This is a genomic window from Janibacter sp. A1S7 (assembly GCF_037198315.1).
Classification (GTDB): domain Bacteria; phylum Actinomycetota; class Actinomycetes; order Actinomycetales; family Dermatophilaceae; genus Janibacter; species Janibacter alittae.
The window spans coordinates 2136526-2150183 of sequence record NZ_CP144913.1 but is presented as its reverse complement, the minus strand read 5'-3'; the positions used below and the strand labels follow the sequence as shown (position 1 = coordinate 2150183).

The following is a 13658-nucleotide window of genomic DNA, read 5'->3' as shown; positions in this document are numbered from 1 at the left end:
CGCATGACGAAGGCCTGGTACGAGCTCGACAGCCGTCCGACCGGCGCCCACTACTGGGCCGCAGTCGTCCGCAAGCAGCCATCGGCGGTCCTTGTCTCCGTCCAGCTCCTGGCGATCGCGCTGCTGCCGTGGGTGGAGTCGGAGTCCTGGGGTCGCGCTGCCATCGCCGGCCTGTCGTTGTTCGCGGTGACCTTCGGGGTCTGGACGGTGCGCTCCACGCCCGCCCTGACCTGGCTGGCCCTGCTCATCGGGTTGCCTGCCTTCCTCCTGGAGGTGTGGTCGGTCGTGGACCCGTCGAACGTCCCGGTGACCTTCTCCGCGCACATGATGCTCGCGATCTTCTACGTCTACGTCGCCTACGGGCTCGTGGCGTACATGTTCGCCGACACGTGGGTGACCAAGGACGAGTTCTTTGCCGTGGCGGCGGCGTTCACCGTGCTGCTCTTCGCCTTCGCCTACCTGTACGTCGCCATCCAGACGGTGGCCCCCGGCTCCTTCGTGTCCGGGGACGGCGGGGGGCCCCAGCGCTCCTTCCTGGAACTCCTCTACTTCTCCGGTGCCAACCTCACGAGCGTCGGCCTCTCGGACATCGTCCCGGTCGAACCCCACGCGCGTGCCGCCACGATCCTCGAGCAGCTCAGCGGTGTGCTCTACGTGGCCATGGTCATCTCCCGCCTGGTGGCCCTGACGGTGATGCGGTCGCGCAACTGAGGTGGGTACGGGCCCGAGCACCCTCGCCCGGCCGCATACAGTGGTGGGCATGCCCGTGTCCCGTAGCGTCGCCCTCGTCACCCTCGGGTGCACCCGCAACGACGTCGATTCCGAAGAGCTCGCCGGGCGGCTCACCGCCGAGGGCTGGACCCTGGTCGATGATGCCGCAGCGGCCGACGTTGCCGTCGTCAACACCTGCGGTTTCATCGAGCAGGCGAAGAAGGACTCGATCGACGCGATCCTCGAGGCGGGTGACCTGCGCGAGCACGGCCGGACCCAGAAGGTCGTGGCCGTCGGGTGCCTCGCCGAGCGCTACGGCAAGGAGCTCGCCGACGAGCTGCCGGAGGCCGACGCCGTTCTCGGCTTCGACTCCTACGCCGACATGTCCAATCACCTGCGTGCCGTGCTCGACGGGCACGCGCCGGAGGCACACACGCCCGGCGACCGCCGGAAGCTGCTGCCGATCTCACCGGTCGAGCGCGAAGCCGCCACCCAGGACGTGTCGGTCCCCGGCCACGGTGCGAGCGACCTGCCGCGAGCACGTCTTGACGATCGCCCGTGGGCGCCGCTGAAGATCGCCTCCGGCTGCGACCGCCGCTGCTCCTTCTGCGCCATCCCGACCTTCCGAGGGGCCTTCGTCTCCCGCCGACCGACCGACGTCGTGGCCGAGGGACGGTGGCTGGCCTCCCAAGGGGTGCGTGAGCTCTTCCTCGTCAGCGAGAACTCCACGTCCTACGGCAAGGACCTCGGTGACCTCGACCTGCTGGAGCAGTTGCTGCCCGAGCTCGTCGCCATCGAGGGCATCGAGAGGGTCCGCGTGTCCTACCTGCAGCCCGCCGAGATCCGTCCCGGGTTGCTGCGCACGATGGCGGCCACACCGGGAGTGGTGCCGTGGTACGACATCTCCTTCCAGCACGCCTCGGGCCCGCTCCTGCGCAGGATGCGCCGGTTCGGGGAGACCGACTCCTTCCTCGGGCTGATCCGCTCGGTGCGCGAGCGCCAGCCGGAGGCCGGGATCCGCTCCAACGTCATCCTCGGCTTCCCGGGCGAGACGCCCGAGGACGTGGCCGAGCTCGAGCGGTTCCTCATCGAGGCGCGGTTGGACGTCGTCGGTGTCTTCGGCTACTCCGACGAGGACGGCACCGAGGGCGAGGGCCTGCCCGACAAGGTCGACCCCGAGGTCATCGCCGAGCGGGTCGAGCGGATCACCCGCCTCGTGGAGGAGCTGACCGCCCAGCGCGCCGAGGGGCGCATCGGGCAGAGCGTCACCGTCCTCGTCGAGGAGGTCGACGAGGAGACCGGCGAGATCACCGGGCGCGCTGACCACCAGGGCCCGGACATCGACGGTGCGACCCTGCTGACCGGAGCGGTCGACGCTGCCACCCCGGGCACGTTCGTCACCGCGACGGTCGTCGGTACCGAGGGGATCGACCTCATCGCGGAGGTGACGGCATGAGCAACGAGCGCTCCCCGTCGGCCGGTGCGAGCACCACGGCGCCCGAGCCGAGCCCGTGGAACCTGCCCAACGCACTGACGGTCCTGCGCATTCTGCTGGTGCCCGTCTTCGTCTGGCTGGTGCTGCGCTACGGCGGCGACGACACGATCTCCCGCTGGTGGGCGTGGGGGGTCTTCGCCGTCGCGATCATCACCGACCGGATCGACGGCGACCTGGCCCGAGCCAGGGGACTCGTCACCACCTTCGGCAAGGTTGCCGACCCGATCGCCGACAAGGCGCTCACGGGAGCCGGCTTCATCACCCTGGCGATGATCGACGAGATCCCGTGGTGGATCACCATCGTCATCCTCGCCCGCGAGCTCGGCATCACCGCCCTGCGCTTCTGGGTCATCCGCCACGGGGTCATGCCGGCCAGCCGTGGGGGCAAGATCAAGACCGTGCTGCAGGGTGTGGCGATCGGCCTGTTCGTGATGCCACTGCACACCTTCCCCGCCGAGGACTTCTTCCGGCTGCTGGCCGGAGGTGTGCTCCTCGCCGCGCTGATCGTGACGATCGCCACGGGTGTCGACTACGTCGTCAAGGCGCTGGATCTGCGCACGACGAGCGAGCGGGCCCGGATGAAGCGCGACCGCAAGGTGAACGGTGGCCGCTGAGCCGCACACCGAGGCAGAACGCCTGCTGGTGGGTCTGGCTGGCCGGGGCTGGTCGCTCGGCACTGCCGAGTCGCTGACCGGGGGCCTCCTCGCGGCGACCGTCGTGGCGGTCCCCGGCGCCTCGCGGGTCTTCCACGGCAGCGTGGTGGCCTATGACCGTCGGGTGAAGATCGACCTCCTGGGTGTCCCGGCGGACCTCGTCGAGCGCGTCGGCACGGTCGACGAGGCCGTCGCTGCCCGGCTGGCCAGCGGTGCGCGGCGGGTGCTCGGCGTCGACGTCGCGTTGGCGACGACCGGTGTCGCCGGCCCGGGCCCGAGCGAGGGACACCCCGCCGGGACCGTGTGGCTGGCCTGCGCGACCCCGACGGGAGTATCCACACGCCTGCTCGCGTTGACGGGGGACCGGCCGCAGGTGCGCAGCGACGCCGTGCTGGCCTCGCTCGTCCTCGGCTGCGAGGTTGCTCTGTCAGCTGACGGGGGCCCGATGTACGGTGGAGCGTGACGAAGGACATGAGGAGGTGGACCGGATGGTGCTGCTGAGGGAAGAGCTCGGTGACGTGCTCCGCAGTGCCCGGCGCGCCCGGGGAAGCACCCTGCGGGACGTCTCCGCCAGGGCATCGGTCTCCTTGGGCTACCTCAGCGAGATCGAGCGCGGTGAGAAGGAGGCGAGCTCGGAGCTCGTGGCCTCCATCTGCCAGGCGCTGGAGCTGCCGATGTCCGTCGTCTTCACCGAGATCGCGCACCGGGCCGACCGAGCCGAGCGGGCGAGCGCCCCGGTCGCGCTGCCCGTGGCCAATCGCGAGGAGACCGTCGTCTCGGCTGCCTGACGGTCTGACCGTCCGGCCGGCGCCGCCCTTACCGACGACGGTGCCCCAGGGGCGCCTGCTCCCGCCCGTCGTCAGTCGGTGCGAGGCCCCCCTGACAGCTCGGGCACGAGAAGAACACCCGTTGGTGCGCTCCCACGCCCAGATCCGCCACCCGAATGGTGGTGCCGCACCGCCGACACGGGTGGCCGACGCGCGCGTGGACGAAGGATCGCCGATCGGCGCGCCGCTCGCCGGTCGAGGACTGCACGGCGAGCGAGTGACCGCGCACCATCATCGTGTGCACCCTGTCCACGAGTGCGGTGAGCTCGTCCTCGTCGAGGTCGTCGACGGGCCGCCACGGGTGCAACCGCTGCACGAAGAGGGCTTCGCTCGCCCAGAACGTCCCCACCCCCGCCAGGTTGCGCTGGTCCAGCAGTGCCGACGCGACGGTCGCGCCTGCCGACGCGGACAGGCGCGCCACGGCGGTCGCCGGGTCCCAGTCCGGGCCGAGCACGTCGGGCCCGAGATGACCGACGAGGTCGACCTCGTCCCCGCGACGGACCAGGTCGACCGCCCCGAGCCGCACACCGAGGGTCGTCCACGCAGCGGTCCCGAGGGCGATTCGCAGGTCGGTCCGGCGCAGGGCCCGCGCCGCTGCCGGTGAGTCACCCCGCTCGATCCGCCAGGACCCCTCCATCCGCAGGTGCGTGTGCAGGGTCCACCCGTTGTCGAAGCGGTGCAGCAGGTGCTTGCCCCGGGCCACGACCTCCCCGACCCGGGCCCCGCGAACCGGACCTTCCCCGATGGTGCTCCAGCGGATGTCGACGAGGGTCAGCCGCTCGCCGGCCAGCGCCGCTCCCAGACGCTCGGCGGCGCGCCGGACGGTGTCGCCCTCGGGCACGGTCAGCGACTCCCGGTCGGTCGCAGGCGCAGCCCGCGCGGGGTCATCGTGAAGCCGGCGTCGGTCATCGCGAGCGCGAGCGGGTCGGTGGACCCCAGGACCGGTGCGCCGTCGACCGTACGCACCGTGATCCGACCGAGGGCACCACGACGGACGGCATCGGCGAGTCCGCTGACCGCGACTGCCAGGACCTCGGGGTCATCATCCCAGGACAGCAGGGTGTGGCCCCCGCGCTCGACGTAGAGGACGAGCTGTCCGTCGACGACGACGACGAGGGCGCCGGCCTTGCGTCCGGGCTGGTGACCCGATCGGTCCGAAGACCGCTCCGGCCACCGCAGGGCAGCCCCCCAGGGATTGGCCGGGTCGGTGGCAGCCAGGACGAGCGCCTCCGGGCCCGGGCGGGCTGACCGGACCTCGTCCACAGCGCCCGGCACGGCGAACTGGGAGGCGCCCAGCCCTTCGACGAAGTATCCGCGGCGGACCTGCCCGGCCTCTTCCGCCGCCCCGAGCACCCGATGCACGGCGGCGAAACCTCCGGCGACCTCCTCGGCGACGACAGCTCCCCGGGTGACCACGCCGTGCCGGTCGAGGAGTCCCTCGGCGGCGGCGTGGACACGGATCGTCGGGTCGGTCTCGGCGCGGGGGAGGAGCGACCAGCGGCCGGCCACGCGCGGCGGACCGGTCCGGCTGGGGACCCCCGCTCGGCCCAGGCGGGGGCGACCCCCGTAGCGGCTGCGGCTGGTCGGGCGACGCGGGGTGCGGTGGGCTGGGCGGCCACCGGCGAGCAGACCGCGCAGCGGGGCCACGGTGTCACCGGTGACCAGCCCACGGTGGACGAGCGACCACAGTGCGTCGGCGAGCTCGTCATCGGTGGCCGCATCCCGGGGTGGGCCCTGACCGTGCTCGATCCGGTCCCGAGCGACCGCGTCGGCGATGTCACGGAAGAAGTACGCGCCGCCACCCTCCAGTGCCGCGTGGGCGGCGCGCTCCACGGGGGTCAGGTCGTCTGTTGCGGGGACGGGCAGGGTCGCCGACGCCCCGTCCGCGAGATGCAGGCTGACCCAGGCATCGTCACCGGGCAGCGATCCGTGCCCGGCCCAGAGCACCTCACCAGTGCCCATGAGGTCGTCGAGCAGCGGTGCGACCGGGTCGTCGACGCGCGCCGGCAGCACGAGGGTCTCGAGGGCACTGGCCGGGAGCAGGACACCACTGAGCTGCTCGACGGCGCGCAGCATGCCGTCGCGCCCGCGCATCTTCTGCCCCACGCCCTGCCATGTCGGGAGGAAGCGCGCGTACTGCCGAGGCGCCACCGGCTCCACCTCGTGCCGGAGCGCGGCGAGCGAGCGTCGACGCAGGGTCCGCAGCACCTCGACCTCGCAGAACTCACCACCCCGGCCCCCGCACTCGACCGGCAGCAGCTCGCCCTCGGCGAGCCGCCCCGCCCGGACGAGCCGGCGCAGCACGTCGACGGCCACGGCCCGACCGATGCCGTAGTGCTCGGCGAGGTCGGTGGCTGCGAAGGGGACGTGCGTGCGGGCGTAGCGGGTGACGAGGTCACCGAGAGGATCGGCGACGGGCTCGAGGGCGGTGTCCGGCAGACCGGCGGGGAGGGAGACGCCCAGCGCGTCCCGCAGGCGCGCGGCGTCGTCGATGCTCGCCCACCGTTCCTCACCCGCGACGGGAACACGGATGACCTGACGCGCCCGCTCGAGTGCGGTCAGGGCAGAACGCACGCACGACTCGTCGAGCTCGGGGACAGTGCGGTCGACCAGGGCCGTGACCCCCAGGGGCCCGAGGACCCGGACGAGGTCGGCGATGTCATCAGCGTCCCGTGCGGCCCGCGTGGGCACGAGGTGCTGCAGCTCGGCGGCGGTGCGTTCCACGGCCTGCGGGTCGAGCAGGTCCGCCAGAGAGAGCTGCTCACCGCGACCGAGGAGGTCGGCCAGCAGTGCCGGATCGAGGGTGAGGGCGGCGGCGCGGCGCTCGGCCAACGGCGAGTCACCCTCGTAGAGGAACTGCGCGACGTATCCGAACATCAACGAGGCAGCGAAGGGGGAGGGCCGCGGGCTCTCGACGTCCACGAGCGTGACCCGTCGTCGCTCGACGGCCGTCATCAGCTCGGTCAGCGAGGGCACGTCGAAGACGTCCTGGACGCACTCGCGGACCGCCTCGAGCACGATCGGGAAGTCCGAGTGGCCGCTGGCGACCTGCAGCAGGGAGGCGGCGCGCTGGCGCTGCTGCCACAGCGGTTGCCTCTTGTCGGGGCGTCGGCGGGGGAGCAGCAGGGCACGGGCAGCGCACTCGCGGAACCGCGCCGCGAAGAGCGCCGAGCCCCCGATCTCGTCGGTGACCAGGGCGTCGACATCACCCGGGTCGATGGTGATCAGGTCGAGCAGCTCGCTGCTGCTGACGGTGTCACCCCCGACCGAGTCGCTCAGCTCCACGTCCGGCAGCCGTAGCACGATCCCGTCGTCCGCGTGCATCGCCTGCACGTCGACGCCGAAGCGTTCGCGCAGCCGAGCGGACACCGCCAGGGCCCACGGCGCATGTACCTGCGCACCGAAGGGGGAGTGGATCGCCACACGCCAGTCGCCGATCTCGTCGCGGAAGCGCTCGACGACGATGGTGCGGTCATCCGGCAGGCGGCCGGTCGCTGCGCGTTGCTCGGCCAGGTACTGCAGGAGGTTGTCCGCGGCCCACGCGTCGAGGCCGGCCTCGGCGAGGCGGGCGATCGCCCCCTTCGCATCCAGGCCGGACAGCTCGCGGACGAAGGCGCCCACGGCGGTGCCCAGCTCGGCTGGGCGCCCGATCTGGTCGCCGTGCCAGAACGGCAGCTTGCCCGGCTGCCCGGGCGCGGGGCTGACGAGGACCTGGTCGTGGGTGATGTCCTCGATCCGCCAGCTGCTCGTGCCGAGGGTGAAGACGTCGCCGACCCGCGACTCGTAGACCATCTCCTCGTCGAGCTCGCCCACCCGACGGCCCGGGCCGTCGCCGCCGGCGAGGAAGACTCCGTAGAGCCCACGGTCGGGGATCGTGCCGCCGCTGGTCACGGCCAGGCGTTGTGCACCGCGTCGACCGACGAGGGTGCCGGCGACGCGGTCCCACGTGATTCGCGGGCGCAGCTCGGCGAAGTCCTCGGACGGGTAGCGGCCGGCGAGCATGTCGAGGGTCGCGTGCAGCAGGCTGTCCGGCAGGGAGGCGAAGGGGGCGGCCCGTCGCACCAGCTCACCCACCTCCTCGACCTGCCAGTCGTCGAGGGCGCACATCGCCACGACCTGCTGGGCGAGGACGTCGAGCGGGTTGCTCGGGACGTGGAGGGACTCGATGGCGCCCTCGCGCATGCGTTCGACGACGACGGCGGACTGGACGAGGTCGCCGCGGAACTTCGGTACGACGACGCCGTGGCTGACGGCGCCGACCTGGTGCCCGGCGCGCCCGACCCGCTGCAGGCCGGAGGCCACGGAGGGCGGGGACTCGATCTGGATGACGAGGTCGATCGCGCCCATGTCGATGCCGAGCTCAAGGCTGGAGGTGGCGACGACGCAGGGCAGGCGCCCGGACTTCAGGTCGTCCTCGATGTCGGCGCGTGCCTCCTTGCTCACCGAGCCGTGGTGGGCGCGTGCGAGCACGGCCGGCGCGCCGGAGTCGGACCCGGCCTGGGCCATCACCTCGGCCGGCGGGCGGGTCGGTTCGGGCGACTCCCCGGCCGGGGCCGTGCGTTCGTGCCAGATCTCGTTCAGCCGCCCGGTGAGGCGTTCGGCGACCCGGCGCGAGTTGACGAAGACGAGGGTGGTGCGGTGCTGGGAGACGAGGTCGACGACGCGCTCCTCGACGTGCGGCCAGATCGAGGCGCGGGGTGGCTCGCCCGCGGCAGCGCCGCTGAGGTCCCCGGTGGGCTCGCCGAGCTCGGTGAGGTCGGCGACGGGGACGACGACGTCGAGCTGCCACTGCTTGTCCGAGGTCGGGGCGACGATCTCGACGGGGCGGTTGCCGGTGAGGAAGCGGCCGACCTCCTGCGTGGGCCGCACGGTGGCCGACAGGCCGATCCGTTGGGCGGGCTGCTCCAGGAGGGCATCGAGCCGCTCGAGGGAGAGCGCCAGGTGGGCGCCGCGCTTCGTCCCGGCGAGGGCGTGGATCTCGTCCACGATGACCGTCTCGACGCCGTGCAGGGCGTCGCGCACCCCGGACGTGAGCATGAGGAAGAGGGACTCGGGGGTCGTGATGAGGACGTCGCTGGGCGCCTTGGCGAAGGCCCGACGCTCGCTCGCCGGGGTGTCACCGGAGCGCACCGAGACGCTGACCTCGGGCGCGGTCAGCCCGAGGCGGTCGGCGGCGTGGCCGATGCCGACGAGCGGGGAGCGCAGGTTGCGCTCGACGTCGACGGCCAGTGCCTTCAGCGGGGAGATGTAGAGGACGCGGCAGCGCTGCAGCGGCTCCTGCGGCCGTGGCTGAGAGGCGAGCCGGTCCAGGGCCCACAAGAAGGCCGAGAGGGTCTTGCCCGAGCCGGTCGGGGCGACGACGAGTGCGTGGGCGCCGGCGCTGACCGCCCGCCACGCCCCCTCCTGCGCGGCGGTGGGCGCGGCGAAGTTGCTCCGGAACCACGCAGCCGTGGCGGGAGAGAAGCGGTCGAGGACGTCGTCGCTCATGTCGGTCCCAGCCTGCCACCCACCGCCGACAACGGCTCACTGCCGGCCCGCGGGCTCCCGGGTGAGCACGGTCCCGAGGTGCACGAGCAGCATCGTCACCACGACGAGCAGAACCGCTGCGACGACCGCGTCGGCGGGCCGAGTGACGACGAAGGTCGGGATCGTGCGCTCCGGGACCGCGACCGCTCCGACGAAGGCTCCGCACAGTCCGAGCCAGCTGCCGCGCATGTTGCCCTTGTGCGCGGCGAGGTTGCCCCGTCGGGCCGCGACCACGCCGAGGGTGACGGTGACGAGGGTGACCGTGGACAGGATGTGCAGCAGCGAGAACTCGCCATGGTTCAGATCACGCAGCCCGAAGGAACTGATCGCGACCCACACCATGAGCCCCGCCCAGAGGCGACCGAGGAGGACGTGGCGCGGATCCCCCTTCGTCGGGCGGAAGAGCTGGTACCCGCCCAGCGGCAGCGCGACGAGCGCGGCGAGCAGGTGACTGACGAGCAGTGGAGTCATGGCGCGTCCTCGATGATCGCTGTCATGCGCCGCACGTCCGCGGCGAGGGCATCCGGGTCGTGGCCCACGGCTCGGGCGACCTCGTCGAAGGCCGACCCGAGCGCGGTGCCGGAGCGCCGGAGCAGCTCGTGTCCGGCGCTGGTGAGGGTGAGGACGCGGCGGTTGCCGGCCCCGGGGATGCGTTCCGCCTCGAGCCAGCCGGCCTCGGCGAGGGCCGAGGCGGTGCGGCTGGCGGTGGGCTCGCTCTGGCCGAGCGCGGTCGCCAGGTCGCGCTGGGTGAGCCCCTCGTGGTCCGCCACGATGACCATGGCGAGGTACCGCGCGTAGCTGATGCCGAAGGGGGCCAGTCGCGTCTCCGCGGACCGGTCGAGGGTGCGGACGAGGACGTGCAGGTCGTACGCGAGGGAACTCATGCGTACATACTTTCACCGGTAAGTTACTGGCGCAAGTATGTGTGCTGAGCGGTCAACGGCGCTGGTCCGGCTCCATCCGCAGGGTCGTCAGTGTCGTCGCCAGCATGTCGTAGTGGCCCACGAGCAGGAGCAGCTCGATGGCCTCGCGCTTGGTGGTCATGCGCCGCAGAGCCGCCCACTGCTCGTCGTCGAGGTCCTTGGTCCGCACGAGCACTTGGGCGCTCTCGCGAAGCACCCGCTCGCGCGGGCTCAGCGACCCGACGACCTCGTCGGCGAGGATCCCCTCGATCTCCGTGCCGGTCAGGCCCGCACGACTGCCGAGCAGTCGGTGGTGCTCCCGCTCGTACTCGCACTGCCGCTCGGTGGCGACGGTGAGGATGACCATCTCCGACTCCCGGCGTGCCAAGGAGCCGAAGGGCATCAGTCGGGCGGCGAAGTGCAGCCATCCGGTGAACAGGCCCTTGGTGCGCCCGAGGGTGGTGAAGATGGCCGGTGGCTGCGTGCCGGTGACCTTGCCCGCTGCGCGGGAGAGGCCCCACCGGATCGGACCGAGGGACGCCAGGTCACCCGGGGGGATCCGTGCCGTCATGAGGGCTGCTCGGTGGTGTAGCCGACCTGCTCCGTGCGGGCGATCTCGAGGGACTCCTCGAGGTCGGGCAGGGGCTTGAGCTCGATGACCCGCTGGGCGATGTGGCGAAGGGGGACCACCGGCCTGGCCCAGCCGGGTGCCACGACTCGGCGGCTGCGCCGCGCGATGCCGCGCTCGATGGCCCGCAGGCCGGTCGCGAGCGGAGCGAGACCGCTGACGGTGCCGCCGAGCGCGTCGGCCGCCCGGGTGTCGAAGCCGCGGCGGGTCATGTCCGTCTCCAGCTCGGCGTAGTACGCGACGCCGACCTTGGCGCCGGCCGGCTTGACCTCCTGACGGAAGGTGTTGCCGATGGCCTCGACGGCGGCCTTGCTCGCGCTGTAGGCGGACAGCAGCGGGAGGTGGACCGCGGCCGCCAGGGAGGCGGTGGCCAGGGCGTAGCCGCCCGGGTGGCTGATGTGTGGTCCGGCTGCGCGCAGGGTGTAGAAGACCCCGAGGGTGTTGACCCGCAGGTGGGCCTCCATGACCCCCGGCTGGCCACCGATGATCGGCAGCTGCCGGGCGATGCCCGCATTGGCGATGACGACGTCGAGGCCGCCGAGCTCGGTCGCCAGCTCCTCGACTGCCCGGTCCACGGCGTCCGGGTCGGCGACGTCGCACTCACGCCACGGCGCGTTGGTGCGGGCGGCGACCTCCGCGAGGAGGTCGGGCTCGAGGCCCATCAGGGACACTCGCGCGCCGTGGGCGCTCAGCAGGTCTGCGGTGCCGGCTCCGATGCCGCGGGCTGCGCCCGTGATCAGGACGCGACGACCGCGCAGGGCCGGGGTGTACTTGGGCAGCGGGTGGAGGCTCATACTGGACGGTAACAACAGGCTCGGCTTTCGGCCACCGGTCAGACGTCGTCGCGTAGCCCGTGCACCAGCAGCGCCAGGGCAGCCGTGTACGTCGAGAGGATGACGCCGTCGGCGACCGCCCGCCGCGCGGGTGTGCTCGCGCACTGCTGTCCGACGATGATCGCTGCGTCGGAGAGCAGGAAGAGGGCGCCACCGAGGACGACCCCGCGACGATCACGTGGGGGTCCCCCTTCGCCCATGGCCAGCGCCGACATCGACCCGAGGAGCACGCCGTAGCCAGCCAGGACCGGGTCGGGGAGGCCCCCGTCCGAGTCGAGCAGCCCGAGCACGCCCATCACGCCGGCAGCCGCCGCCGACGGGACCGGGCGCGGACGGGCGCCGTCGTGCAGCAACGTGCGGATCAGACCGATCTGCTGGACGGCGAAGGCGCTCGCGCCCAGCCGCATCTGCTGCCGAGAGATCGCCCCCTCGGCCCGGTCGGAGCGGTACATGAACCAGTCGCCGACGAGGGAACCGCCGAGCGCGACGAGCAACGTCGTGGTGCGCCCCGGGGTGCGCGTCGAGCGCGTCGCAGCGACACCGGCCGCGAGCGTCGGGGCGAGGGCCAGCTTGCTGACCAGATGCATGCGGCTGCGGCCGGCCATCGCCGCCGCGGTCGTGGTCACCGCTGCGGGGACGTAGGCGAGCAGGTCGGCGCGCGAGCGCACGGCAGCGGTGATCATGCCGACAACGGTTCCTGCTGGGTGATGCAGTGGATGCCCCCACCCCGGTCGAAGAGGGGTCGGGCGTCGACGCCGACCACCTCGCGGCCGGGATAGGCCTCGCGCAGCACCTGCAGCGCGCGCTCGTCGTTCGGGTCGTCGAAGACGCACGCGACGACGCCCCCGTTGCACACGAGGTGGTTGACGTAGGACCAGTCGACCGGCCCCTCCTCGTCGGACAGCGTGGTGGGCGCCGGGATGCGGGTGACCTCGAGGGAGCGCCCGGCCGAGTCCGTCGCGGCGAGCAGCACCTGCTCCAGCTCGCGGCAGACCGCGTGGTCCGGGTGCGTCTCGTCCTCCTGCCAGTGCAGCAGGACGCGCCCCGGCCCCGTGAAGGACGTGACGATGTCGACGTGTCCGCGCGTCCCGAACTCGTCGTAGTCACGCGTCAGGCCGCGCGGCAACCAGATGAAGGTGTCCACGCCCAGGAGCGGTCCGACCTCCGCCTCGATGTCCGCCTTCGTCGCGCCGGGGTTGCGGCCCGGATCGAGTTGGACGGTCTCGGTGAGCAGGACCGTGCCCTCCCCGTCGACGTGCAGCCCACCCCCTTCGTTGACGATGGGCGAAGGGAGGTGGAGGGCGCCGGAGGCGTCCGCCACCTGCGCGGCGACCCGGGCGTCGTGGTCCCACGCCGCCCACGCCTGGGCACCCCAGCCGTTGAAGACCCAGTCGACCGCGCCGAGCTCCCCCTGCGGGCCGAGGACGAAGGTCGGGCCGATGTCGCGCATCCAGGCGTCGTCGAGCTCGGCCAGGACGATGTCGATCGGGTGAGCGGTGTCGTTGCGCAGGTACTCGCGGCACCCGTGGATGTCGCGGGGCTGGACGACCAGGGTCACCGGCTCGAAGGCGGCCACCGCACGGGCGACGGCCGCCCAGGTGCGTCGTGCCTCGTCGGCCTGCTCCTCGGTGTCGCCGAGCGTGTAGCCGTGGCTGGGCCAGGCCATCCACGTCTGCTCGTGCGTCTGCCACTCGGCGGGCATGTGCCACCGGGTCGTCGAGCGTGTCATGCGGCGACCCCCTCCTTCGTCGTCGTCGTGGCTGCAGTATGCCGTCTGCCCCGTGCAGTCGACGCCCAACGGGAGGAACTACTCTGTCCGGGTGCGTCTGAGTCGTTTTTGGACCCTGATGACGGACGAGTTCGGTCAGGCGTACGCCGACACGCTCGCCCGGGGCCACGTCGTGCAATCGCTCGGGGAGCGCACCGTTGTCGCGGCTCTCGAGGACGGGGTCCCGCCGCGTCTGGTCTGGGAGTCGCTGTGCGAGGACCTCGGGATACCGGAGCACCGGCGCCTGGGCATCGACCGGGAGCCGATGGCGGTCCCGCCCGAGATCGCCTTCGAGCGGCCCGAGTGAACCAGCTG

14 protein-coding genes are annotated in these 13658 nt (G+C 72.4%); 6 read left to right on the top strand and 8 right to left on the bottom strand.

Annotation, left to right across the window (positions count from 1 at the left end; all coding sequences use genetic code 11):
• The first annotated feature begins 3 nt into the window (after positions 1-3).
• The 5 genes from V1351_RS10320 to V1351_RS10300 are packed head-to-tail and all read left to right on the top strand — an operon-like array spanning position 4 to position 3647.
• The gene (locus V1351_RS10320) at positions 4-711 is read left to right on the top strand and encodes a potassium channel family protein (RefSeq protein ID WP_338748061.1); all 708 of its coding nucleotides are present in this window, start codon (positions 4-6) and stop codon (positions 709-711) included.
• A gap of 49 nt (positions 712-760) precedes the next feature.
• The gene (gene rimO / locus V1351_RS10315; protein WP_338748060.1) at positions 761-2167 is read left to right on the top strand and encodes a 30S ribosomal protein S12 methylthiotransferase RimO; all 1407 of its coding nucleotides are present in this window, start codon (positions 761-763) and stop codon (positions 2165-2167) included.
• A complete protein-coding gene (pgsA, locus tag V1351_RS10310) occupies positions 2164-2820 on the top strand; it encodes a CDP-diacylglycerol--glycerol-3-phosphate 3-phosphatidyltransferase (protein ID WP_338748059.1) in 657 nt (218 codons plus the stop codon). The genes rimO and pgsA overlap by 4 nt, the downstream gene beginning before the upstream one ends.
• Positions 2810-3322, top strand: a complete 513-nt coding sequence (locus tag V1351_RS10305) for a CinA family protein (protein ID WP_338748058.1) — start codon at positions 2810-2812, stop codon at positions 3320-3322. Before pgsA ends, V1351_RS10305 begins: the two co-directional genes overlap by 11 nt.
• A 25-nt stretch (positions 3323-3347) precedes the next feature.
• Positions 3348-3647, top strand: a complete 300-nt coding sequence (locus V1351_RS10300; protein WP_338748057.1) for a helix-turn-helix domain-containing protein — start codon at positions 3348-3350, stop codon at positions 3645-3647.
• A 28-nt stretch (positions 3648-3675) separates the two neighbouring features.
• On the opposite strand, the gene V1351_RS10295 is transcribed toward V1351_RS10300, so the two are convergent.
• Genes V1351_RS10295 through V1351_RS10260 form a run of 8 tightly spaced genes read right to left on the bottom strand, consistent with a single transcriptional unit; the run spans position 3676 to position 13304 of the window.
• A complete protein-coding gene (locus V1351_RS10295) occupies positions 3676-4527 on the bottom strand; it encodes an Fpg/Nei family DNA glycosylase (protein ID WP_338748056.1) in 852 nt (283 codons plus the stop codon).
• A 2-nt stretch (positions 4528-4529) separates the two neighbouring features.
• The gene (locus tag V1351_RS10290) at positions 4530-9173 is read right to left on the bottom strand and encodes an ATP-dependent helicase (RefSeq protein ID WP_338748055.1); all 4644 of its coding nucleotides are present in this window, start codon (positions 9171-9173) and stop codon (positions 4530-4532) included.
• Between the two features lie 36 nt (positions 9174-9209).
• Entirely contained in the window at positions 9210-9683 is a 474-nt protein-coding gene (locus tag V1351_RS10285; RefSeq protein WP_338748054.1) for a DUF2306 domain-containing protein, read from the bottom strand.
• Positions 9680-10096: a MarR family winged helix-turn-helix transcriptional regulator gene (locus V1351_RS10280; protein WP_338748053.1), complete on the bottom strand. Its 417-nt coding sequence runs from the start codon at positions 10094-10096 to the stop codon at positions 9680-9682. Before V1351_RS10280 ends, V1351_RS10285 begins: the two co-directional genes overlap by 4 nt.
• Before the next feature lie 52 nt (positions 10097-10148).
• Positions 10149-10685: a carboxymuconolactone decarboxylase family protein gene (locus V1351_RS10275; RefSeq protein ID WP_338748052.1), complete on the bottom strand. Its 537-nt coding sequence runs from the start codon at positions 10683-10685 to the stop codon at positions 10149-10151.
• A complete protein-coding gene (locus tag V1351_RS10270) occupies positions 10682-11536 on the bottom strand; it encodes an SDR family NAD(P)-dependent oxidoreductase (RefSeq protein ID WP_338748051.1) in 855 nt (284 codons plus the stop codon). The genes V1351_RS10275 and V1351_RS10270 overlap by 4 nt, the downstream gene beginning before the upstream one ends.
• Before the next feature lie 38 nt (positions 11537-11574).
• Complete coding sequence (locus V1351_RS10265) at positions 11575-12258, bottom strand: lysoplasmalogenase family protein (protein WP_338748050.1); 684 nt, start codon at positions 12256-12258, stop codon at positions 11575-11577.
• On the bottom strand, positions 12255-13304 hold the full coding sequence (locus V1351_RS10260) for an agmatine deiminase family protein (RefSeq protein WP_338748049.1): 1050 nt from the start codon (positions 13302-13304) through the stop codon (positions 12255-12257). Before V1351_RS10260 ends, V1351_RS10265 begins: the two co-directional genes overlap by 4 nt.
• Positions 13305-13395: 91 nt before the next feature.
• Here V1351_RS10260 and V1351_RS10255 point away from each other — a divergent pair, with 91 nt between their 5' ends.
• A complete protein-coding gene (locus V1351_RS10255) occupies positions 13396-13650 on the top strand; it encodes a DUF3046 domain-containing protein (RefSeq protein ID WP_338748048.1) in 255 nt (84 codons plus the stop codon).
• The last annotated feature ends 8 nt before the right edge of the window (positions 13651-13658 follow it).

Coding starts and splice junctions, on each gene's coding strand:
- V1351_RS10265 (WP_338748050.1), bottom strand. CDS start 12,258: ATGATCACCGCTGCCGTGCGCTCGCGCGCCGACCTGCTCGCCTACGTC.
- V1351_RS10270 (WP_338748051.1), bottom strand. CDS start 11,536: ATGAGCCTCCACCCGCTGCCCAAGTACACCCCGGCCCTGCGCGGTCGT.
- V1351_RS10300 (WP_338748057.1), top strand. CDS start 3,348: ATGGTGCTGCTGAGGGAAGAGCTCGGTGACGTGCTCCGCAGTGCCCGG.
- pgsA (WP_338748059.1), top strand. CDS start 2,164: ATGAGCAACGAGCGCTCCCCGTCGGCCGGTGCGAGCACCACGGCGCCC.
- V1351_RS10275 (WP_338748052.1), bottom strand. CDS start 10,685: ATGACGGCACGGATCCCCCCGGGTGACCTGGCGTCCCTCGGTCCGATC.
- V1351_RS10280 (WP_338748053.1), bottom strand. CDS start 10,096: ATGAGTTCCCTCGCGTACGACCTGCACGTCCTCGTCCGCACCCTCGAC.
- V1351_RS10285 (WP_338748054.1), bottom strand. CDS start 9,683: ATGACTCCACTGCTCGTCAGTCACCTGCTCGCCGCGCTCGTCGCGCTG.
- V1351_RS10260 (WP_338748049.1), bottom strand. CDS start 13,304: ATGACACGCTCGACGACCCGGTGGCACATGCCCGCCGAGTGGCAGACG.
- V1351_RS10290 (WP_338748055.1), bottom strand. CDS start 9,173: ATGAGCGACGACGTCCTCGACCGCTTCTCTCCCGCCACGGCTGCGTGG.
- rimO (WP_338748060.1), top strand. CDS start 761: ATGCCCGTGTCCCGTAGCGTCGCCCTCGTCACCCTCGGGTGCACCCGC.
- V1351_RS10320 (WP_338748061.1), top strand. CDS start 4: ATGACGAAGGCCTGGTACGAGCTCGACAGCCGTCCGACCGGCGCCCAC.